Source organism: Kitasatospora sp. NPDC087861 (assembly GCF_044742585.1).
Classification (GTDB): domain Bacteria; phylum Actinomycetota; class Actinomycetes; order Streptomycetales; family Streptomycetaceae; genus Kitasatospora.
Genome location: NZ_JBIUUS010000065.1, coordinates 1 through 20,745, shown reverse-complemented (window position 1 = coordinate 20,745; position 20,745 = coordinate 1). Strand labels below are relative to the sequence as shown.

At 67.7% G+C, this 20,745-nt stretch carries 20 protein-coding genes and 2 pseudogenes; 9 read left to right on the top strand and 13 right to left on the bottom strand.

Annotated features, from left to right (window positions below):
* The first annotated feature begins 239 nt into the window (after positions 1 to 239).
* The 4 genes and pseudogenes from ACIOJE_RS39835 to ACIOJE_RS39820 form a co-directional block, all read left to right on the top strand.
* The gene (locus ACIOJE_RS39835) at positions 240 to 620 is read left to right on the top strand and encodes a transposase family protein (RefSeq protein WP_280686430.1); all 381 of its coding nucleotides are present in this window, start codon (positions 240 to 242) and stop codon (positions 618 to 620) included.
* 35 nt (positions 621 to 655) lie between these two features.
* Complete coding sequence (locus ACIOJE_RS39830; RefSeq protein WP_280686429.1) at positions 656 to 1,906, top strand: IS256 family transposase; 1,251 nt, start codon at positions 656 to 658, stop codon at positions 1,904 to 1,906.
* Positions 1,903 to 2,259: a hypothetical protein gene (locus ACIOJE_RS39825; RefSeq protein ID WP_280686428.1), complete on the top strand. Its 357-nt coding sequence runs from the start codon at positions 1,903 to 1,905 to the stop codon at positions 2,257 to 2,259. The genes ACIOJE_RS39830 and ACIOJE_RS39825 overlap by 4 nt, the downstream gene beginning before the upstream one ends.
* Positions 2,234 to 2,845: pseudogene (locus ACIOJE_RS39820) on the top strand (DUF4241 domain-containing protein); the annotation flags it as partial. The gene ACIOJE_RS39825 and the pseudogene ACIOJE_RS39820, both read left to right, overlap by 26 nt.
* Positions 2,846 to 2,911: 66 nt before the next feature.
* Here the strand turns inward: ACIOJE_RS39820 and ACIOJE_RS39815 are convergent.
* The gene (locus ACIOJE_RS39815) at positions 2,912 to 3,283 is read right to left on the bottom strand and encodes a transposase (RefSeq protein WP_400783383.1); all 372 of its coding nucleotides are present in this window, start codon (positions 3,281 to 3,283) and stop codon (positions 2,912 to 2,914) included.
* Between the two features lie 215 nt (positions 3,284 to 3,498).
* Here ACIOJE_RS39815 and ACIOJE_RS39810 point away from each other — a divergent pair, with 215 nt between their 5' ends.
* From ACIOJE_RS39810 to ACIOJE_RS39800, 3 genes are all read left to right on the top strand, one after another.
* On the top strand, positions 3,499 to 4,065 hold the full coding sequence (locus tag ACIOJE_RS39810) for a restriction endonuclease (RefSeq protein WP_280686426.1): 567 nt from the start codon (positions 3,499 to 3,501) through the stop codon (positions 4,063 to 4,065).
* A complete protein-coding gene (locus ACIOJE_RS39805) occupies positions 4,056 to 4,505 on the top strand; it encodes a hypothetical protein (RefSeq protein ID WP_280686425.1) in 450 nt (149 codons plus the stop codon). Before ACIOJE_RS39810 ends, ACIOJE_RS39805 begins: the two co-directional genes overlap by 10 nt.
* Before the next feature lie 207 nt (positions 4,506 to 4,712).
* A complete protein-coding gene (locus ACIOJE_RS39800; RefSeq protein WP_280683690.1) occupies positions 4,713 to 5,102 on the top strand; it encodes a hypothetical protein in 390 nt (129 codons plus the stop codon).
* A 56-nt stretch (positions 5,103 to 5,158) separates the two neighbouring features.
* Here ACIOJE_RS39800 and ACIOJE_RS39795 read toward each other — a convergent pair whose 3' ends face one another.
* Complete coding sequence (locus ACIOJE_RS39795) at positions 5,159 to 5,404, bottom strand: hypothetical protein (RefSeq protein ID WP_280683692.1); 246 nt, start codon at positions 5,402 to 5,404, stop codon at positions 5,159 to 5,161.
* 182 nt (positions 5,405 to 5,586) lie between these two features.
* Between ACIOJE_RS39795 and ACIOJE_RS39790 the strand changes: the two genes are divergently transcribed.
* Positions 5,587 to 6,825: an IS701 family transposase gene (locus ACIOJE_RS39790; RefSeq protein ID WP_280683694.1), complete on the top strand. Its 1,239-nt coding sequence runs from the start codon at positions 5,587 to 5,589 to the stop codon at positions 6,823 to 6,825.
* 865 nt (positions 6,826 to 7,690) lie between these two features.
* Here ACIOJE_RS39790 and ACIOJE_RS39785 read toward each other — a convergent pair.
* Positions 7,691 to 8,095, bottom strand: a complete 405-nt coding sequence (locus ACIOJE_RS39785; RefSeq protein ID WP_280683695.1) for a hypothetical protein — start codon at positions 8,093 to 8,095, stop codon at positions 7,691 to 7,693.
* Entirely contained in the window at positions 8,092 to 9,129 is a 1,038-nt protein-coding gene (locus ACIOJE_RS39780; protein WP_280683697.1) for a hypothetical protein, read from the bottom strand. The genes ACIOJE_RS39785 and ACIOJE_RS39780 overlap by 4 nt, the downstream gene beginning before the upstream one ends.
* 247 nt (positions 9,130 to 9,376) lie before the next feature.
* On the opposite strand from ACIOJE_RS39780, the gene ACIOJE_RS39775 reads away from it, so the two are divergent.
* The gene (locus ACIOJE_RS39775) at positions 9,377 to 10,630 is read left to right on the top strand and encodes a toll/interleukin-1 receptor domain-containing protein (RefSeq protein WP_280683699.1); all 1,254 of its coding nucleotides are present in this window, start codon (positions 9,377 to 9,379) and stop codon (positions 10,628 to 10,630) included.
* 85 nt (positions 10,631 to 10,715) lie between these two features.
* Here the strand turns inward: ACIOJE_RS39775 and ACIOJE_RS39770 are convergent, their stop codons facing one another.
* The 9 genes and pseudogenes from ACIOJE_RS39770 to ACIOJE_RS39730 form a co-directional block, all read right to left on the bottom strand.
* Complete coding sequence (locus ACIOJE_RS39770; RefSeq protein ID WP_280683701.1) at positions 10,716 to 11,669, bottom strand: DUF4238 domain-containing protein; 954 nt, start codon at positions 11,667 to 11,669, stop codon at positions 10,716 to 10,718.
* Complete coding sequence (locus ACIOJE_RS39765) at positions 11,666 to 13,417, bottom strand: XRE family transcriptional regulator (RefSeq protein ID WP_400783373.1); 1,752 nt, start codon at positions 13,415 to 13,417, stop codon at positions 11,666 to 11,668. Before ACIOJE_RS39765 ends, ACIOJE_RS39770 begins: the two co-directional genes overlap by 4 nt.
* Before the next feature lie 602 nt (positions 13,418 to 14,019).
* Complete coding sequence (locus tag ACIOJE_RS39760) at positions 14,020 to 14,346, bottom strand: helix-turn-helix transcriptional regulator (RefSeq protein WP_280683707.1); 327 nt, start codon at positions 14,344 to 14,346, stop codon at positions 14,020 to 14,022.
* Positions 14,343 to 15,467 (bottom strand): tyrosine-type recombinase/integrase, encoded by a 1,125-nt coding sequence (locus ACIOJE_RS39755; RefSeq protein ID WP_400783370.1) that lies wholly within the window; start codon positions 15,465 to 15,467, stop codon positions 14,343 to 14,345. Before ACIOJE_RS39755 ends, ACIOJE_RS39760 begins: the two co-directional genes overlap by 4 nt.
* A 128-nt stretch (positions 15,468 to 15,595) precedes the next feature.
* Entirely contained in the window at positions 15,596 to 16,747 is a 1,152-nt protein-coding gene (locus ACIOJE_RS39750) for a hypothetical protein (RefSeq protein WP_280683711.1), read from the bottom strand.
* On the bottom strand, positions 16,744 to 18,477 hold the full coding sequence (locus ACIOJE_RS39745) for a hypothetical protein (RefSeq protein WP_280683712.1): 1,734 nt from the start codon (positions 18,475 to 18,477) through the stop codon (positions 16,744 to 16,746). The genes ACIOJE_RS39750 and ACIOJE_RS39745 overlap by 4 nt, the downstream gene beginning before the upstream one ends.
* Positions 18,474 to 19,913: a site-specific integrase gene (locus ACIOJE_RS39740; RefSeq protein WP_400783380.1), complete on the bottom strand. Its 1,440-nt coding sequence runs from the start codon at positions 19,911 to 19,913 to the stop codon at positions 18,474 to 18,476. The genes ACIOJE_RS39745 and ACIOJE_RS39740 overlap by 4 nt, the downstream gene beginning before the upstream one ends.
* Positions 19,914 to 20,112: 199 nt before the next feature.
* A complete protein-coding gene (locus tag ACIOJE_RS39735; RefSeq protein WP_280683714.1) occupies positions 20,113 to 20,292 on the bottom strand; it encodes a hypothetical protein in 180 nt (59 codons plus the stop codon).
* A 63-nt stretch (positions 20,293 to 20,355) separates the two neighbouring features.
* Positions 20,356 to 20,745 (bottom strand): annotated as a pseudogene (locus ACIOJE_RS39730) (bifunctional 5,10-methylene-tetrahydrofolate dehydrogenase/5,10-methylene-tetrahydrofolate cyclohydrolase); the annotation flags it as partial.

Here is a 20,745-nt window from a genome sequence, read left to right as displayed (position 1 = left end):
ACGGCCTGCTGCCGGATCCGCTCCCGCGCGGCCCCCTCCGCGTCGGTCAAACCGCCGACCTGTGCATACCTCACAGCACACGACTACCGGGATCGCAGGGGCGTTTCAAAGTCCCGGTGATCACATGAGTCCGCAGGCCAGAGCGGTCTGGAGAGTCCGAGGCGGCCCGTCACGTACGCATCGAAGCTCCAGTTGAACGAGGTGACCTTGCCAAGTCGCCTTGAACCGCTGGAGCTTCGATGTGCCGTCAGTCTGCCACCGTCTGTCTCGTCAAATTGCCCGCTCTGGAGGATGTAGCGGGGCTCTCGCTGGCGGAGCGGCTGCGGGCGCTGCCCGATCCGCGTCGGCGGCGCGGTGTGCGTCACCCGTTCGTGGCGGTGCTGCTGGTTGCCGCCTCGGTGGTGGTCGCCGGCGCGCGCTCGTATGCGGCGATCGGCCAGTGGTCTGCGAATGCTCCGCAGCAGGCCCTGGCCCGGCTGGGCGCTCGTGTGGCGGGCGCGTTGGGGGTGCGTATCGCGCCGGGTGCCGCCACGAGAGCAATGCTCAAGACTTGTGGATCGGCTCCGGGAGGGCACGCGGAGGGCGTACCTTCCCGAATGATCCTTAAGGTCTCCGAGTAGGCCCGCGTTGCAGCGCGGGTCGGGAAGGTACGCCCGTGCTCAGCGTAGTCACCGACGACGGCTCCACCCAGTCCGGCTCCCTGATCGACGAGATTGTCCGCGAGGGCGCCCGTCGGATGCTGGCCGCCGCTCTGGAGGCGGAAGTCAATCAGTACATAGCCGAGTTGGCTGCCGAGACCGACGAGCAGGGACGTCGCCTGGTGGTCCGCAACGGGTACCACCGACCCCGGACCGTGGCCACGGCAGCCGGGGCGATCGAGGTCACCGCGCCGCGGGTGAACGACCGTCGTGTCGACGAGTCCACGGGCGAACGCAAGCGGTTCTCCTCGAAGATCCTGGCGCCGTGGTGCCGCAAGTCGCCCAAGGTCAGCGAGGTGCTGCCGCTGCTCTACCTGCACGGGCTCTCGTCCGGGGACTTCGTGCCCGCACTGGAGCAGTTCCTCGGCTCGGCCGCCGGGCTCTCGCCAGCCACGGTGACCCGGCTGACGAAGCAGTGGGGCGAGGACCATGCCGCCTTCCAGGCCCGGGACCTGTCCGACCGCGACTTCGTCTACGTGTGGGCCGACGGGGTGCACCCCAAGGTCCGCCTCGGCCAGGCGCACTCGTGCGTCCTGGTCCTGCTCGGGGTGCGCGTCGACGGCACCAAGGAACTGATCGCACTCGCCGAGGGACTGCGCGAGTCCACGGAGTCGTGGGCCGACCTGCTGCGCGACTGCCGCCGACGCGGCATGCGCGACCCGGAGCTGGTCGTCGGCGATGGCGCGATGGGCCTGTGGAAGGCCCTGGCCGAGGTCTTCCCCGCGGCCCGCCATCAGCGCTGCTGGGTTCACAAAGCCCGAAATGTCACTAATGCCCTGCCGAAGTCCGCACAGCCGGGCGCGACGAAGGCGATGCAGGAGATCTACAACGCCGAGGACCGCACGCACGCCGAGAGGGCGATCAAGGCGTTCGCGAAGACCTACGGCACCAAGTGGCCCAAGGCCGTCTCGAAGATCACCGACGACCGGGAGGAACTGCTGGCGTTCTACGACTTCCCGGCCGAACACTGGATCCACCTGCGCACCACGAACCCGATCGAGTCAACCTTCTCCACCGTCAAGCTCCGGACCAAGGTCACCCGTGGCGCCAGCAGCCCGGCCGCGGCCCTGGCCATGGTCTTCAAGCTCGTCGAGTCCGCCCAGGACCGATGGCGCGCGATCACCGGCGCCCACCTGGTCGCCGTGGTCCGCGCCGGCGGCAGATTCGAGAACGGAGTCCTGGTCGAGCGCACCGAGGTGGCGGCATGACCGAGCCCCTCAACCCCGGCAGCCACACAGCCGAGGTGGAACTGCAGATCGACCAGGTCACCATCGTGAACTCGGCTGAGGCCACCGCCACGGTTCGCTGCATCCTCGGCCCGGTCCGTCGCGGCGCCCGCTTCGACCACATCCGCGACTCGGCAGAAGCCATCGACCTGGAGCTGGCGCAGATCCTCGCCTACTTCGGGCGATCCGTCGACGAACTCGACCCCGTCCACACCGCGCTGGTGACTCTCCGGGGCACAGGAGTCCAACTCCTGGCCCCAGCTGCCCCGCACTCCGGCTGGCAGGCCATCCGGGAACCAACCCGCCGCCATGACCAAGCCATCTACCAGTCTTGACTATTACTCCTTCAAGTTCACGCATCGGCATCGGTCGGAGCCGCTCACTATCGAGCCCGTGAGAACGGTGACCGAGATCGCCGTGCCGACAGGGCAGCTGGTGGTTTGCGACCCCTCGTACCTGCCCAACGGCACGGAGGGTGATCCGCTGGTGATCGAAGTTCCGCCTGGTGTCCACCCTGTGCAGGAGACCGGCGCCAGCTACGAGGGCGAGATGTTCGGCGACCGCTTCTCCGCCCGTGACACGTATGCCGTGCGTCTGCTGGTGAGCGAGAAGCCGACCGCCCGCTGGACGATGGCGGTCCCGCCAGGCGAGGACGTGAGGCTGCTGCATGATGGCCAGTACTTCGGCTTCGGCGTCGACTCTGCCACGGGCTGCTTCGCCGACTCCATCGCTCGGACCGAACTGGGCCGCCGCTACATGCGGGCCCTCACCTCGGGCGGTGGCGAAGGCGTCGACGACATCGATGGCGGCTACAGCAAGGTGGTCGATGACGCGACTGGGGCCGCGCTGGTCACCTTCTTGTTGGGCGGAGACGGTGTCTACCCGGTCTGGGTGGGACGTGACGACGCGGGTGAGGTCACGGCGGTCGTAGTGGCGGACCGTTTCGAAGTCGGCTATCTGGAACCGTTGACCCCATGCGCTGGGGCATCAAGCGGCGAGTGGGTGGGCTCGATGCGACCAGGCGGTCGCCTCGTCGTACCTCGTGCCGGTCTTGAGACAGTCGTGCAGGATGCCGACGAGCCGGTTGGCGAGCTGGCGCAGGGCGGCGTTGAATTCAATGCCGCGGGCCCGTTGCTTCTCGCAGTAGGCCCTGGCGCCAGGGGAGACCCGCGGTGCGGAGAATGCCTGGGCGATCAGGACGTCGATGAGCCGGTCGTTGAGGACATATCGCGCGGTCACGACCTTCTTCCTGCCGGATGCGCGGGTGATCGGGCTGGTGCCGGCGTAGTTCTTGCGGGCCTTGGCACTGGCGTAGCGGTGAGGGTCGTCGCCGAATTCTGCGAGTACCCGCCCGTGCATGAAGTTGACCTGCTCGTTCAAGGTGACCAGCAGCGCGACAAGGGTGCGTGTCGAGTCAGCGTAGGCCGCAGTCACAGCGGCTGGCTGCCCCAGATGCTTGGCGCGCAGTACGGCTTGGATCTTGATGGCCTTGTCGGGGATGTTCCGTCGGCGGGCGCGCTTGAGAGCCGCGCCGATCTGCGTGGTCGTCAGCTTCGCCGCAGCTACCGGATCAGGTGCCTTGGCCAGTAGTTCCAGGGCGTCGGGGGCATCCAGGTCGTCGAACGCCTCCACGGCGGCGGGGAAGTCGAGCAGGGCATGCCGCTGCGTGGTGCGGGTGCGTTCCCAGATCAGGGTCTTATGGGCGCGCGAGCAAGGTCGGACGCGCCAACGACCAGAGCGTCGACGTCCTCGCCGAGGACCCGACAGGACGGCGCTGGGCCGTGCAGTGCAAGCACAAGCAGGACCCCGCCGGCGGCAAGCCCGTGGGCGTCGGCGTCCTGTATGCCCTCGCCGGCACCTACCAGCGCGCCCACGACGCGCACCTCGCCGTCGTCGTCACCAACGGCCGCTTCTCCCGCGACGCCCTGAGGTGGGGCGCCGAACAAGGAGTCCTCCTCGTCGACCGGACCGTCCTCGCCCGATGGGCCGCCGACGGCCAGCCCCTGTGGGACGTCCTGCCCCGCATCCCCGCACCCCGCAACGGCCTGCAGAACGAACCTCACCGCCCGCAGCGCCACCGGCCGCCGTCGGGCAGGCCTACCCTGATCCACGACAAGGGGAGGGACTGGCCGTGGAACTGACGGTGCGCGACAAGCGCTGGATAGTCGTGGTGGGGTTGATCGGGGTCGGGGTGTCGGCGTGCTATGCGTCGGGTGGTGAATCCGACTATCCGCTTCCCTACGTGAGGCGGGACGCATCGGTCCTCGGCCGAATCGAGCTCGCCGACCCGTCTACGAGAAGTACGGCCGTAGAAGCGGACGATCGCACGATCACGATCGAGGTCGACTGGAGCGGTTGCGACTACAAACCCGACCTGGTGGCACGGGAATCGGCGGATAAAGTCACACTGCTGTTGAAGCGCCGGGACGCTTCGGGCCCAGACGTTGGGTGCGAGGACGGTGGCATCGCCCAGCTCAAGGCCGTTCTGCACCAGCCACTCGGCACCCGGACCCTGGCCGACGCCGTCACCGGCAAACCCGTCCCGTACACCCACATCCAACGACAGCCGACAACGGGCTGACTGCCTGGTCCCGCTACTCGGGTAGCCCCACCACCGTCAGCCCGTCGCCGGGGTGCAGCCCGGCGAGGGCGGTCTCGGCGGTGTCGGATTCCCTGTCAAGTTCTTATGTTCAAGTTCTGAGTCTGAACCTAGGCCCAGAAGCGGCCGGCTTGGCCAAGTGGTCCTGGGTAACAGAGTGACTTAGCTGACGGGCTGTAAGCTGGTCGGGTGAACCTCACGCGGGGAATCCTGTCGTCGCAGCACGCGGAGGCGGCATCGCTGTCGCTCCGCCAGGCGCGGCGGTTGATGCGCGGCGTGCCTCGTGATCTTGCGGACGCGATCTGTTCCGATCGCAACTACGTCGCCCACGGAATGCAGGAAAAGGCGTCCCTAAGCTTCTCCGTTGGCGAATACGTAGATCATCTCCGAGGTGCAGCTAGGTGTGTGCCAGGGACCCCGTTCTCGGAGAAGTGCTCGGATCTGGCGGAGTTCTTGGCGGATTGCGGCCTGGGCGAGGCGGGCAGCCGTAATTTCGTCGGCCGTCACGTCCCTGTGCTCTTCGCAGCTGAGGGTATGCAGGTTGTGCTGCACATCCACGCCCTAGTACTCCAGCCGTAGATCGTGATCACGGAGTTGTGCTGCCCGGGTCGCCGCGCCTGCCGTGATGAAGTAGGTCATTGCCCGCTGGGTAGACGCGTCCCAGCTGATCCGCCAGCGGGGTCTTCTGTGCCGTCGACGACTGAACGGACGCAGGCCATCCAGTCGGTCCAGGCAGCGGGATCAGTCGGCCCGCCGTCCTCCAGGAGGCCGATGTCACCCAGAAGCGTGGAGAGGTCGTCTCCCGCGCGGTTCGCGAACTGCCACACGAAGCGCGACATGATCAGGAAGGCTTCGCGCTCGTTCAGTGCGTACTCACTCATGTGGGCTTCCCAGCGTCGGGCTCGGGCCGGTAGACCCCTTGCCGTGGATCGGTCGCGCCCGGTCGGGGCGCGGGCGCGGCCACCGGTGATCATCGTGGTTTGTGAAGACAACGAACGATCAATCAGTGGCCGCAGGTCACAGCGTAGACGCTGAGCGATGGCAAGCGATGTTCAGTGACCTCATGAGCCGGGTCGCGGGCCGCTTCGCGCGGGTCGAGCCGCGTCGGCGGGCCGGGGCGCTGGTGCTCGGACTGCTGGCCGACCTGCCGCGCAAGAACTGTTGGACGATCGCCGAGCACGCCGGAGATCCCACGCCGGACGGCATGCAGCACCTGCTGAGCCGCGCCAAGTGGGATGCCGACGCGGTGCGCGACGACCTGCGCGACTACGTCGCCGAGCACCTCCACGACGACGAGGCGGTCCTCGTCGTCGACGAGACCGGCGACGTAAAGAAGGGCACCCGCACCGTCGGCGTCCAGCGCCAATACACCGGCACCGCAGGCCGGATCGAAAACTCCCAGGTCGCCGTCTATCTGGTCTACGCCGGGAGACGCGGGCATGCGGCGGTGGACCGGGAGCTGTACATCCCGCGCTCGTGGACCGACCAGCCCGACCGCTGCCAGGCGGTCGGGCTCGACCCGCATACCGCGTTCGCGACCAAGCCCGAACTTGCCGCCCGAATGATCGCCCGGTTCCTGGATGCCGGCCACCACGCCCCGTGGGTGGCTGGCGACGAGGTCTACGGCGGCAACCCGAAGCTGCGAAGTGCCCTGGAGGAACGTGGCACCGGGTATGTGCTTGCGGTGGCCCGCGCCCACGAAGTCGCCACTCAGGCAGGAAAGTTCCGCGCGGATGCCTTGGTCAAGAAGCTCCCCAAGCGGGCCTGGCAGAAGCTGTCCGCCGGAGCGGGGGCCAAGGGGCAGCGCTTCTACGACTGGGCGCACATCAACCTGCCCAACGAGGCTTCCGGGCACCGCCATCTGTTGATCCGTCGCAACCGAACCACCGGGGAACTCGCCTACTACCGCTGCTATTCGCTCCGGCCGGTTCCACTGGCAGCCCTGGTTCGCGTTGCTGGATCAAGGTGGCGGGTCGAGGAGACATTCCAGGCCGGTAAGGGCCTGGCCGGCCTGGACGAACACCAAGTCCGCCGTTACGACTCCTGGGCCCGCTGGGTCACCCTCGCTTTGCTCGCCCATGCCTTCCTGGCCGTCCTCCGCGCCGATGAGCATGCCCGCCGACCAGCTCTGGACGACCTGATCCCGCTGACCTGCAACGAGATCTCGCGCCTGTTCATCACCCTGGTCGCCGAGCGCGGCCGTGATACGGCACACCGGCTCCGCTGGTCTCACTGGAGACGCCGTCACCAGGCCCGATCCCGAGCAAGCCACTACCACCGTCAGGACGCCACCCCAGCATGATCACGATCTACGGCTGGAGTACTAGGCCCGCAGATCGTCTCCCTGGGGTCTGCGGAGAGGGATCTAGCCCGTGGGAACGCCCGGCGCGCGCGTGTGCTGAGGTCCGCGAACGTCCCGCTCTGGGTTCTGGCGGTTGTGAGGGGGCTGCCGGAGGACGCCATCAGGTCGCTGACGCCCGAGGCACTCGTTGAGCTTGCGTGCTCTGACGTGAACCTTCCAGACGTTGAGGCTCAAGACCGGTCGCAGAAGCTGGCCCAGGCCAGGGCGGCGCTCGTCGTGCTCAAGGTGTTGACCCTCTTGGGCATTGAGCCGGCGAGCTGGCACGAGATCCTCAATCGCCTCGTGGCACTGATCGCTGCTGTTGAGCGGGTGCGTGCGTCTCGGGTGGCAGAGGTCGACATCCCGCCGCTGCCATGCCAGCCACCGGGCGAGCTGGTGATATCCAAGCCGCGAGTTCCCCGAGCGCCCGGTTCCGTCGGCCCTCGTCGTGTCGTCGACAAGGGCCGCTGTCGGCTGCGCCAGTGCGGAGGGCTTCGAGGGGGCCTCACCGCGTAGCCGACCCGGTCCGTCCTGATCAACAAGGACCGACTGTGGACTTGAACATGATCTTTGGCGGGATCTCCGCTATTGCCGCTGTGGGCTCGCTTGCCCTGCAGGGAGTGGACGAGTGGAAGGAGCGTGGCCGCGATCGTGAGGCGGAGCCTCCGGCGTCAGCGGATGAGTCCGGGGCGCCGCGAGAGACCGGCGGCGCTGTGATGGATCCCGATGGTGACCGGTCTGAGTAAGTAAGTGCGGGTGGGGTGACCGGTTGGTGGCGGTCACCCCACCCCCCCTTCAAGCCCGGCAGGTCGAGCGGGTGCCGTAGTCAGGTCTTGGGGAAGCACACGACGTTGTCGGGTAGCCGGGCGTGTTCCTGGGCCTCGCGCAACTGGTCGGCCAGGACTGCGCTCGCGAGGGTGAGCTGGGTGAGCTGGTTCTTCAGATCGGTGTTCTCCTTTGTCAGGTCGGAGACCCGCTCTTTGAGGTTGGTGACGGTCTTCCGTAGCCGCTTTTCGGGCTCCGGGGTCTGCTTTGCTTCTGTGCGGACGCGGTCGTAGAACTCGTTCTTCAGGTCCGCGTGCCGCTTGAGCAGGGCCATGCGGTGGACGCCGGCCTCGGCGGCCAGGGCGACGACAGTCAGACTGCCGTTGGATGTGGCGGCCTGCCCGGTGAGGAGGCGCTCGATGGCCTCGCGGATGCGGGTTCGTTCGTCGTGGTGCTGTTGGTTCATGTCAGGGCCTCGGAGGGTTGGGCTGTGCCGTCGTGGGTGTCCGCGGTGGCGCGGAGAAGGTCCGCGTTGCGGCGAAGACGCCTGCTGACCGGGTCGGGAGCGTGGTCGGCGAGCTGATCGATTTCGTGGGCGCGTTCGCGTAGGCCGACGGTGTGGGTGTCGATGCGGACGGCGTTGCCGCACCCGGGGCGGCAGATGTACTGGTTGGGGGCTGTAGCGTCCGGGGCGGGTTCGCACAGGGCCGTGTCCCGTTTGAACACGCAGATCAGGTGGGCGTCGGGGTTGTCGAACAGGACCAGGCCGTCGCGGGCCAGGTAGGCCGCGGCCTTCTTCGCGAACGTCTTGTGGACGAGGCGGCCTTCGAACCGGGGAGCGGCCGCGGCGGCGGTCAGGGCCCGTCGGGCGGCCGGGCCCGAGATCTTCTCGCCGGCGGCGAGGCGCTCACGCAGGCGGGCGGCGGTGTCGGCGGAGGCGAGCGCCGTTTCGATGTCGAGGACACCGTGGATGCCGTGCCGACTCCGAGTGCCGTAGCCGGTGGAGACGCGGGCGTCCAGGACGGTGCGCATGTGCCCGTACTGGATGGCCAGGGCGACCAGGCCGCCAGGACGGCGGGCGATGTGCCAGGCCAGACTCCGTCGGAACCGCGACATTCTGACCGGGCCCTGGGGGTCCTCGGGGACGACTTGGCCCGGCATGCCCTGGGCGATCGCTTCGCGGTTCACCCAGTCGACGAAGTCCTCGATCCGCCGGTTCAGCGATTCGTTCTTCAGCGCGCCGTGGTTGCCGCGCTGGGCGGAGAAGTCCTGGTGGGCGGAGCTGAACAGGAGCTCTCCCTCGGGGACGATGCGTTCCAGGACACGGATGGCGTTGACGACGGGGGTGATCGCGACCCAGGGGACGTCGCGTTCCTCGCCGGCGGAGACGTGGTTGTTGTCCTCGTCGGTGACGTTCTTGTAGTGGCGGCTGCGGATCAGGTGCCGCCCGGGGGCCCCGTCTTCGCCGGGTTCGGGGTCGGGGCAGCAGCCGGAGCGCATGCCCTGGACTACTGGCGCAAGGCACGTATTCCAACCGTGCACTATTCGGCGCTCTGCCATGACGCACCAAGGTCCCGATGACCGATAGCCCGGAAGCTTCCGGTACCAGCCTCTGGTGCCGGAAGCTGCCCCAGGGCCTACGGTGATGAGGAGGGCATGTTCCGTGGCACGCCGGAGGGCGTGGACCACGAGCCGCAATGCAGGTGTGGCGATCATCTCCACAACCCATCACAAGGCGTGATGCTCAATGACGCTCCGCACTCTTTATCTACAGCGCATGCTCAGCGTAAATGGCAGAAATAGCTTGGCCGGGCGTCAACTATTTGACCACCTAAAGGAAATCTCAGAGGAATGCCTCCTTGCCCACGCCGTACTAAAAAGGGAAGATGCAGACCGCTTCAGAAATGGAAATATAGCCAACGATGTCATATCGGAGGATCTGGTCGACCAGCTCGATCCGAACTTCATCTATCTAGAGGGTGGCCTTTTCTTGGATGGCGATCTATGGAGGATTGCCCAGCCAATCGCGGAGCACTTTGTCGCAAATGGAAGTGTGCTGGTTGTCGCGGACGTCGACATCAATCAGCTCCATGAAAACAAGGCGCAATACCGCGAAGCGTCAACCTTCCTCGGTGCGCGGTTTGATTACGGCCAATCCGACAGATCGTCGCCTGTCTACGGCGCGGACCAAGGGTCATTTTGGCTAAATCCTCGCCAAATAGTATGCCTGCCCCAGAAGATGGTGATAGCCGAATGGCTGCGCCCCGTCTATGAAGGCGTCTCTGAACTAATGGTCGGTCTGCCGGTGCGGCTTGACTTTTGGCAACATGTACTGGCTTCAGGCAACCAAGGCAGTACGGGTACGCTTCAAGATGACCGGTGGATCGATCAATTTGATTGCTGCCCGTTTGCCTCCGTTCACAACTATGGCCACGGCTATGCGGTCACCATAGGGGGACTCGTCTCATCCGACACGTGGGTTGATCGCTGCGGAGGGAACGTGCGGTGGGTGGAAAATATCGGATCCTTCCTTTCGCGAGATGCCGCATCTGACAGAAAGCGCACCGTCTCACACTTCCGTTCACCGCACTTGCTATTCCTCTCGCACAGGTCGTCGGACAAAGTGATCGTTGGGGACGTGGCGCGAGAGATCAAGAGAAAAGGGATTGCCGTATGGCTTGACAAGGACAAACTAATTCCGTCAGATTCGCTCTGGGGAGGTATTTCGTCGGGGCTCGAGGAAATGAGTCACTTCGTGCTCTTTTGGTCTCAAGCTTGCCTGAGTGGTGCCGGCGTGACGCGAGAATGGCAAGCGGCTGCAGCCGCCTTGATGGATCGAGGAATCCCGATCATAATCGTCCGGCTTGATGAAACTCCGGTCCCAGCAGTTATTGGCGACTTGTTCAGGATTGAAGCAAACGGGTTGAGTGGCGCGGAGATCTCGGTCGCACTCGACGACGCTGTGCAGCGTCTCACAAGACGTTCGAGCAGTAGCTCGTAGTCGACGCACGGGGGTCTTTACATTGTGCTGCCACAGTTAGGGCAGTGTCGTTTTTATACTGGCGGGAGGGGGTTATTCCGGTGCACTATTCCTCTCCAGAGGCATCCGGGAGGAAGCTCTGAGGATCGGTGAAGGCGACCTCAGTGTCCCTGGGTTGAGGCAGCTCAAGTCCGCAGAGCGGGTCGTCTTCGGGGTGGTGGAAGGCCGCTCGGCGGGCGTTCCAGACGAGCCGTTGGTTCAGGGCCTTCGCTATCGAGGTCGAGCCGGAAAGGGGGAAATCCTCCGTGTGATGCTCGCCCATGATCAGCGCCATGCGTCGATCAAGCGGAACCAGCACGCCGCCAGCGCTCGCGCTCCCGATCGGAAGGCCCGGGTCTTGCCCAGGGCCTTTCATGAGGACGACCGGGGTGTCGGTTGTGATGAGCGCCTTCCTAGTGAAGCGGACGAGGTGCCAGCCTCGGCTGAAGAAGCCAGCAGCCGTTCCGGGAAAGCTCCTGCTCATGGTGTGCATGTGGAGGTTCTGGTGAGCCTCATACTTGTAGTCGTCGAAGGCAGTCATGAGCGCCCACATCTCGTCAACCTCGGCCTCGGTGACCGGGCGGGCCTCGACGGATTCGAGCGCTGCCCGCATCTGCGATCGCCCGCCGAGCGCAATGGACAGCTTCAACCCCGCGTCGGCGATGTCGTTTCCCGCCTGCCGGGCCGCAGGCGTGCGGAGGTACTGGATCGCGGCCCAGGCTGCGATCGGCCTGCGTACCGCCTCAGGAATGGGCCAGACACGTTCGTCGATGAGCTGCCGGAGTGCTGTTGCCGCCTGTCCTTCCAGCTCTGACAGGGAATCCTCGACAGCGTCGGACGGGGAGCCGTCGTTGGTCTCGACCAGGTAGAAGTCGTTCTCGACCGTGGCGTTGCCGATTGACATCAAGTGCCTCTTGACGCCTGGGAGTTCAACTCGCATCAGTTGTTTCCTGGCGTCCGCGAAACGGGCGAGATAGAACCGTGGGACGGTGTGATGGCGTCTTTTCCTGGGCTGATTCATTGTTCGTCCTTCAAATCATCGGCTCGTGCGGCGAGGTACTCAGCCCAGTCGCGTCGCGCGTAGGCGACCCAGCGGAGCGCGGTGTGGCGGTGCATCCCGGTCACGTCAGCGAGGATCGGGCTGGGGAGATCAGCAGCGAGGGCGGCCAGCGCACCGTTGCGCGCGGTGCGAACCGGGATGCCATGCCGGTTGAGTTTCTGGGTCATGCCGTGCGTCGAGATCGGCTTGCCCGGGACCATGCCCGGGAAGAGCCACTGGGGACCTGGGTGGGCTCGCGAGAGCTGCGGCCGCGGTCGAGGCTGTTCGGCAAGTTGCCGCAGGAGCTCGGCGAGCCGTGGAGGCAGCAGGACGGGGTGGCGGCCCAGGAGCAGGTGGGCGTGCTTGTCGCCGAACTTGAGGTGTTCAGGCGTCAGGTGGCAAAGGCGTTCGGTGGACGTGCCGAACAGCAGGGTGATCGCGCCGCCGGCTCGGACGTCCGTCGGCAGGGCGTCGTCGGTCAGGCAGCGTTGGAGGAGCTGCCAGCGATCGTCGTCGTCGAGCAGGCCCTGGGGCTCCTGGCTCGGGATGGAGGGGACGGTCAGTTCGCGGGTGAGCCGGCGGCTCGCGGTCCATTTGAGGAAGTAGCGGATCAGGTAGCGCCGCTGGCTGGTGGCCCCGGTGATCCAGTCGTCGATGTGCTCCTGGGCGAGGTCGGCGAGGGCCAGGCCGCGTTGGTCCATCCAGGCCAGGAAGTCCAGGGCGACGCTGACGCGGCGTCGCAGGTCGCGGTCGGCGGAGGCGGGGTGGCGGCGGATAGCGGCCCGTTGGCGGGCGTGTCGGAGCAGGAACCAGTGCAGGAACGGGCGGGCGAGGCTGGCGTGCGCGGCCGGCTTGTCCGCGAGTTCGTGCTCCAGCCAGCCCGGGATGCGTTCGAGGTCCTCGTTGCGTTCCTCCAACACCCCGGTGTGGACGAGGAGTTGGCGGATGTAGCGCTGGCTCCGGCTGGGCGGGAGCTCGTCCAGCAGCTCGTGGCTGAGCTCGTTCCCTTCGGACGCCAGCCGGGCGAGGAGCTTGGTGTTCGGGCTCTCCTTGAGCCACTGGATGGCAGGGAACGGTGAAGGAGCGTCCGCCAGTGCGGCTGCGAGCGGTTCCAGCTGGGAGGTGATCGTGCCGTCGGGCCCGGCCAGCAGGGCGTTGACCCGCTCGCCGAGGACACAGTGAGCGCATCGTCCGCGGCTGTGGGGATTGCCCGTGCGGCCGCACTGCTTGCAGGTGTAGTCGGCGGCGAAGCCGACACATGGTCCGCAGACCTCGGTGCCGTCGTCATCCCGCGCGATCAGTGGCTGGACCATGCCGCAGAGAGGGCACTCGGCCGGTGAGCGGAGCACGGCGGTGTAGCAGGTCATGCAGACCGGCCCGATCGGCCACCGGGTGTTGACCGGCTTGGTCCGGCCGCAGCGGGCGCACGGCTCGCCGGTGCGATGACGCTGGTAGCAGGTGGCGCAGACCGGCTGTCCCTGTTCGTCGCGGCTGGCGCAGGGGCGGACTCGGCTGCAGATCGAACAGGTCGCGTCGGGGCCCTGGTAGCAGCCGTCGCAGAGGTCCGGCTGTCCGTCGCGCGCGTTGCGGGCGATGCGCTTGAGCTGTCCGCACCGACCGCAGAGCCGCCGGGGCCGGCGATGGCGGTTGTAGCAGAGGTGGCAGAGTGCGCCGTCGTCGTCAACGAGGGCGGCGGCTGCGGTCTTTCCGCAGCTCACGCAGGTGTGCATGGGGCGTTTCCAGCACTTGATGCATAGCCCTCGGCCGTCGTCCCGTCGTACCACCGGGTGTCGGAGCTGCCCGCATTCGGCGCACTCCTCGAACGTGGTGGGGTCGGCGCGGTAACAGCGGTTGCAGATCGGGCCCTCGGGGCGCCGGGCGACGACGCGCTGGCCGTCACGGTGGCACCGTGCGCAGGTTTCGCGTTGGCGGCTTCGGGCGTCGCACGAACCGCAGAGCCGCCCCTCGGGGCGGAGTTGCCGCAGGTCAGACCGGATCTTTCCGCAGTGTGCGCATCCGGGGCGGACCACAGAGTGCCCGGCATCGTGCAGGACTTCAGCGAGCCGAAGCAGGACCGGTGGACAGAGCGAGCTGCCTGACGTCAGCGCGTCGGGGTGGGCCGCGAGGTGTCTGGCCAGTTCTTCCAGGTAGCGAGCTGCCCCTCGGGTGGGGATCGGCACCGCGGTCACCAGCGCGGCCTCGGCGTCCTTGCGGCCAAGCGACGGCAGAGCTGAGGTGAGGTGGCCGACGACGGCGGCCGTCGCGGCCTCCAGGCGGGCTGCCTGCGCGGCGAGCCGGGCGACGGTTGACGGAGCCGTCGGAGAGGATGCGCTCACAGGCCCTCCGGCCGCCGGATCGAGGTCCGGCGCACGGCCGGAAGCGGGCCGGGCGTCTCGCCGCCAGACGTCTTGCGTACCTCTTCGTTGACGACCTGGACCTCGATGAGGTCGTTGGGCTGGCATCCGAGGATGTCGCACAGAGCCGCGAGGGTGTCCATCGACAGCCGCTGCGGCGGCTGCGTGACCAGGCGGAAGACCTGCTCGCGCGAGAGGTTGACGCCCCGCTCGGCCAGCAGCGGCACCAGGTCGGTGGTCTGGAACATCTCCCGGTCGGCCATGAGCTTGCGCAGGTTCCAGCGGTAGCCCATCTTCTTGATCACTTCGGGTCCTCCCAGATGCCGGGGAATCGCTGGCCCAACTTCTTGTGCAGCAGCCGGTTGCGGTACTCGTCCGAGACGCCGGTATAGAGGGCCGTGGTGCTGGCATAGCCGTGGCCGGCTTGGTCTTGGACGAATCTTTCCGGGTAATCAAATTCGGTCAAATGTCTGATATAGGAATGCCTCAGACAGTGCAATTCGAGTTCTTCGGGCAGGTCAGCGGCCTGCTTGGCGGCCTCGAAGGCTTCGTTCGCCGATCGGCGTGACAGCCGCCCGGCGCGTTCGGTCACCCAGATCGCGGGATGCTTTCCCACGTTGAACCGGGGCCGGACCTCGGTCAGGTAATGGTCGAGGTCATCGACGATCCAGTCCATCTCGGGGACGGTGAAAATGGTGCGGCGCTTGGGCGGGCTGCCCTTAGAAGACTTGCCCCAGCGCACGAACACCGCTCCGTGACGCCTGTATTGCGGAGCCTTCGCGTTGCGCCGCAGGTCGGCGAGGTCGAGGCCGACATTCTCCCGGCGCCGCATGCCGTAGGCGTAGTAGGTCTTGATCAGGGCGGAGTCGCGCATCGCGGTCAACGCACCCTTGCGGCCGCGCTTTCGGATCTCCTCAACCCGCCCGTCGGCAGCGTCGAACAGGTCCTGGATCTCGTCGTAGGTCAGCGGCCGGCGACTCGGGTCGCCCTCGTACTCACTGACGTGGGTGACGGTGTTCCACTCATGCAGGATCTGGACCGGCACTTCACCGAAGCGCTCCTGGCAGACGGACATCCAGCCGTAGCGTGGGTCAGTGATGTACTCGCAGAACAGTCGCAGGTGGTTCTGGTAGTTCCGGCCGCTCGACACCGTGAACGTCGGTGTTTTCGTCCGCAGATGGTCGATGAACGCCTCGAACTCGGCCGACTGCCACTGCCACGGGTACTGGTTGGAGTACTCGGCGAACCGGCGGACCAGCGACAGCCGCGGCTTGATGGTCCCGTCCCACTTCAGGAAGCGGGCCCGCTGCTGCTTGGTCCACCCCTCCAGCATGGCCTCGAACACGGCAGGTTCGGGGTCCAGGTAGGAGATCCCGTCCACGAGCATCAGGTGTGCCGCACCTGCCAAATCGGCCGCTTTCGCCACTCCAACCTCCGTTGCGTTAGGTGCAACATTGTTGGGATAGCCTCGGTGGAGCGCAAGAGCCGCTGGTAGATCGCCTGCGCAGTGCGAGAAGATGACGGAGCAGACGCCCATCACCTGCTGATTCGCGCTTACTTGGACCCTCCGGAGTGCTGCATCAGATGCAACTCCGCCCCGTTCTCCTGCGGACGCATGCCCGTCAGATACAGGCAGATGATCACCGCGGCGGTGCCCAGGTGTCGCATCAGCTCGCCGGCCTCGGCGAAGTCCAGGTGCTCACGCCAGGGCCGGCCGTCGAGCAGGCCGGTGATCGGGACGTCCAGCGATGCCGGGCCAGGCCGCCTCGTCGCCAGTTCGCCGAGTCCGTGCCGGCGGGCGAACCGGTCGACCTGCCGGAGGCTGCTTCCGGTGGTGGCCGCGATGAATGTTCGGGCGATCTGAGGGGTCGTGTTGGTGCGCGCGGTGGCGGGGATCGCGGTTCCGGCCTCGATCCGGGGCAGCAGGAACGCTGCCAGCGCGGCTTGACCCGCGGGAGTGGGCGGCGTACTCGTGGCGAGGTCGGTCAGCCGCCGGTTCTCGGCCCAGGCCGCCATGATGTCGTCGGCGAAGTCCTCCACCATACGGATCGACCACACCAGCAGCGGCCCGATGACGCCCGGGGACAGCGGCTCGGTCGTGTTCTCCCGTCGGCCAGCCGCTTCGGCCGGGGGCAGGTAGTCATCGGCTCCTTCCGTGTCCCACGGCGGACGGATCACCCCGGTGGGGACGAGGGTGAGGTTGTCGAACACCCACAGGTCGGTGAGCCGGCCCAGCACCTTCACGGCGCCGTCGCGTCCGATGCCGTCGTCCCAGCGCTGGGCGGCATAGGCGCTCCACTCCTCCCGGCCGCACGCGGCCAGGTCGGTGACGCCCTGATCGCACAGCCAGCGGGCCAGCCGGAGCCACTCGCGGCAGGTCTCCCGCAGGTCCGAAGCCGAGCTCCGCGCCCGGGCCCGGACGCCGCGCGTCTGTAGGAGCGTGGGACGGAGCTGCCCGTTGATCATGGTCCAGGCGGCCAGCTTCACCTGGCCACGCAGTGCCTCGGGGCAGTTCTTCCAGTGGAGGGCCGTCAGGCTGGCGCCCGGGTTGTCGATGAGCGGAGCGAGCGACCAGGTCAGATCCCGGTAGCGGGAGTTGGCGTGGTGGTTGCCGGAACTGATCCACTGGGCAGTGACGACCGGGCTGTCCGGGGCCGGCGCCGCCAGCACGTACGGGTCGTGCTCGGGCAGGAGGGCGGTGGTCATGGAGCGAGGTCCTCCTTCAGCAGAAGGTCGACGATGACGCGGTCGCGGTCACCGGCGTTGAGCAGCGCGGCGTTCCAGGGGGCCGGCCCGACCTTCTCGCGCAGGTCGTCGAGTCGCAGCAGGTGATCGCGCCAGCGCTGCTGCCAGAGGGGGTCGGGCAGGGCCGAGCGCAGGCTCAGGACCCGCTGGTGCAGGAGCGCGAGCCGGGAGTGGTGGCCCGGATGGACGTGCGCATTGGGGCAGGCCAGGCACAGGAGGAAGTCCGCCCCGCAGCCTCCCCGCGGCGCGGGCCACGGGCTGGCGGTCTCGTCCTCGCAGTCCGCCGTCGCCGTCTCCTGGTGCGCGGGGTCCGGGACAGTGGCCAGTCGCCCGCCGAAGACGGCGGCGCGGGCCAGCTCAAGAGCCTCCCTCGCCCCGTCCGCGACCACGGCCTGGGCACGGAGCCGGACGTCGTGGTCGGGCAGCACGTACACGCTCTCGTGGGTGCCCTGGGTGTGCTGCAGAGGCCGGCCCTCGCGGGTGACCGTGGTCCTGCGCACCCGCTGGAACGGTGATCCGCCCAGACCGTGGCTTTTGGCCCAGTGCTTTGCCTCTTCCGTGGTGACGCCGAACCTGAGCGGGCCCAGCGGCCGCGGGTGGTCCAGATCCCCTCTTACACGCCCGGGCGCGCCGGTGCGCGCGGTCATCAGCAAGTCCGTGCCCGGGGCCAGACGAGTGGCCAGCGCCCGGCCGTGCACGGTGGCCTCCAGCGCCTGGGTGATCAGCCGCCCGTCCGAGCCGGCTCCGGAATCGGTGATGTTCTCCGTCGAGTACCAGCGCCCGCTCCCGGACCGGTGCTTCTCCAGCCGGACCTGGTAGGTCACCGTCGTCGTCTCGCCGGCCGACGGCATCCTCGTGGGGGCAGGAACGCGGTTGTAGACGGACAGGTTCCACCCGAACCGGTCGGTCAGCAGCACAGCCAGCGCGGTCAGTTCCCCCCGCGTCAGGAACAATCGGCCCCAGGTCCGGTCCCGGCTCGAGCCGCCGAGAAGATGACGGTTCGCCACGAAGGCCCGGCCGTTCGTCGTGGCGAGCCGGGGGACATCACCGGTGAGCGCGAGGCCGTCGAGGATCCGGCCGATCCGCCCCTCCCGGCTCTCCGGGGTCAACTCGCCGGCCCTCCAGCGCTCCAGCAGCAGGGTGTTCTCGCGGATGCGCATCCACGCGGCCCGAAACTGCCGTGTTGCGGCCAGCAGCACCCGATCGCGCTCGGCCTCGCCGTAGGACTGCCTTCCGACGGTGGCGTGGGGGATCCGTCGGCTCAGTTCCTCGGCGACGGGACCGCTGCCAAGCCGCCCGTCCCGCCACAGCAGCAACCGCACCGACGCCAGGACGGCCCGGCCGCTGTTGGTCCCGACGTGGAGTGCACGCCAGCGCTTCAGCACGGCCGCGGTCAGGCCGTCCAGATCCTCAGGCGGCTGTTCCAGCTCGGCCAGGAACCGCGCGAACACCGCAAGCCGGCGCCAGTGGTTGTCCGCGGTGCGGTGGCTGTGCCACCCGCGGGACTGGGCCGCGAACGCGGCGGCCAGAGAACCCCGCATCGGTGCCGGAACGGGAAGGTCCTCGAAGTCGAACCTCTTCTCGTGCCCCTCGCTGTTGACCACGGTCACCACCAAGCCGTCGGCGGCCAGCGGCGGCTCGGCCCTGAACCCCGCCGGCGGCAGCGCCGCGCGGTGCCCCCGTCGGCTCACCGTCCCGCCTCCGGCAGCGCGCCCACCAGCACGTCCACGTCCTGGATCCCCGCCGACTCACGGGCCAAACGGGCGAACACCCCGTCCAGATCCTCGACCTCGCGTTCCTGGCCGTCCGACGTCTCGGCCGCGGCCAGGATCGACTCCAGGTGCAGGTGCGACACCGGCGCCAGGTAGTGCCGTTTCGTCGTCTCGACGTCCGCGTGCCCGAGCAAGACCTTGACCAGGAACCACGGGTCGCCGAACAGCAACGCGAAGTCCCGCCGGTCGGCCGCGGTCAGCCCGTATCGGGTCTCCATCAGCTGGTTCAGCACGATCAGCATGTAGAGGGCCATAGAGTGTCGAGTCGAGTGAACGGTCGCGTACGGCGTCTTCCCTCGTACTTCTGCAGCCCGAAACTCCCGGCCGAGCTCCCGCTCTTCAGGCGTCAGCAGGACTTGCTCGCAACGCTGGTTCGCGGAACGGAACACGCCTTCCCACCGGTCCGGCGGCATCGGCAGTCCCTGCTCGGTCAGCCACAGCCAGGCCGGCTCCGGTCCCTCGGGCCCCTCCAGGAACAGCCACTGACGTTCCCGCCAGCCCAGCCGTCCCAGGCTCTGCCTGCCCTCCACATCGTCCCGGTCCACCCAGTGGACCTGCGAATCCCGGCCCCGAGTCACCCTCGTGACCAGCCGCAGGAACGGCAGCTGCTCGTAGCGCCCCTTGGCCTGAGCCCGGTGAACCGCCCACGCCCGTTCCGACTGCACGTAGGACTCGACCTGCCCGAGCGCATCCACGCTCGCGTAGAACGTCCGGCCCTGCTTCGAGCGCGTCACCGCCGCAGCGATCTGACCATGGCAGTAACGCCCGTACCGCAGCTGCTGAACGGGCAGCTCGAACGTCAGCAGTGAGCCTCCCTCCTGCCTCCGCAGCCCCGAGCTCAGCTGCAGTTGCACGAACGACGTGTTCCGGGCCTCCGTCCGGCCCTCCCACCCCGCCGTCGCCGTCCCGTCCCTGCCGTGGCCCCTCAGCCCGATCCCCGACCAAAGGCCCCAGGTCCGTGGCGTCAGCCAGGACACCCGCGAGCTCACCGAGTGGGCAGCCCGGTCCTCCCGCCGCGACACATCCACCGGCAGCGGCGCCACCTTCGCCCACTTGAGCAATTTGGTGAACGCGGCCGCCTCGCGGTTCCATTTCGTCCCGCCGACCCGCTCCGGGTTCTGCACCGCGGTGCACCGCCAGGCGCGGTAGTCCGCCAGATCCTGCTCACTCGCCTCACGCCACCGGACACCGCGCGATGACAGGAAGCTCAGCAGCAGACGGATATCCGTCGCGTAGTTCCGCTTCGTCTCCCGCTCCAGCCAGCGGAAGTCCTTCGACCTCACGAAATCCAGGAGCCCCAGATCTACCGTGAAATCAGGGGACAAGAACACCGGATCACCATGTAGCAACCCCATCCGACCCACCGCTCCAGGCAGGTCTCGAACCCCCAGCACCCCGTCTTCCGGCAGCGGTCCCCATCGCTCCGGATCGGGCACCCACACCACGCGCCACTCGCCCACACAGACCTTCCCTGATGGCTTGAACTCGCTCAATCATCAGGGAAGTCGGATAGGAAGACGTGCAGCGGGGCTGGCGGCTCGGCAGATTGGTCGGTCACCGGTCGCCGCCGGCTGCGCGGAGCCGGGCGAAGTCCTCACCGGCCGGGCTCCACTTCTGCCCTCTGATGGGGGCGGCGAGGGAGGCCATGGCCTCGGGGCTGATGTGCAGGACGAGGCGGTGGCGGTAGGTGGCGATGACCTCGGCGACGGCGGCGAGGGACTGTCCTGAGCCCACCGTTGGCCGAACGCGGGCAGCACCGGCCGTCCGCGCGTCCCAGGCTGACCAGCAGCTCCCAGGTCAGGGCCGGGTGAGCTGACGTGCTGCCGCGTCGACGGTCTGCGCGAGGAGGACAGCGATAGTCATGGGGCCGACACCGCCGGGGACGGGAGTGATCAGGCTCGCCCGGTGCCGGGCGGTCTCGAAGTCGACATCCCCGACATTGCCTGGGTTGTAGCCCGCGTCGACCACCACGGCGCCGGGCTTGATGTCCGCCCCGTCGATGAAGCGCGGCCGGCCGACCGCGGCGACCAGGACGTCGGCCTCGCGCACGATCGTGGGCAGATCGACGGTGCGGGAATGACAGTAGGTCACCGTGGCGTCACGCCCGAGCAGGAGCATGCCGACGGGCTTGCCGAGGATAGGGCTGCGTCCCACCACGACGGCGTGCTTGCCCGTGAGGTCGACGTC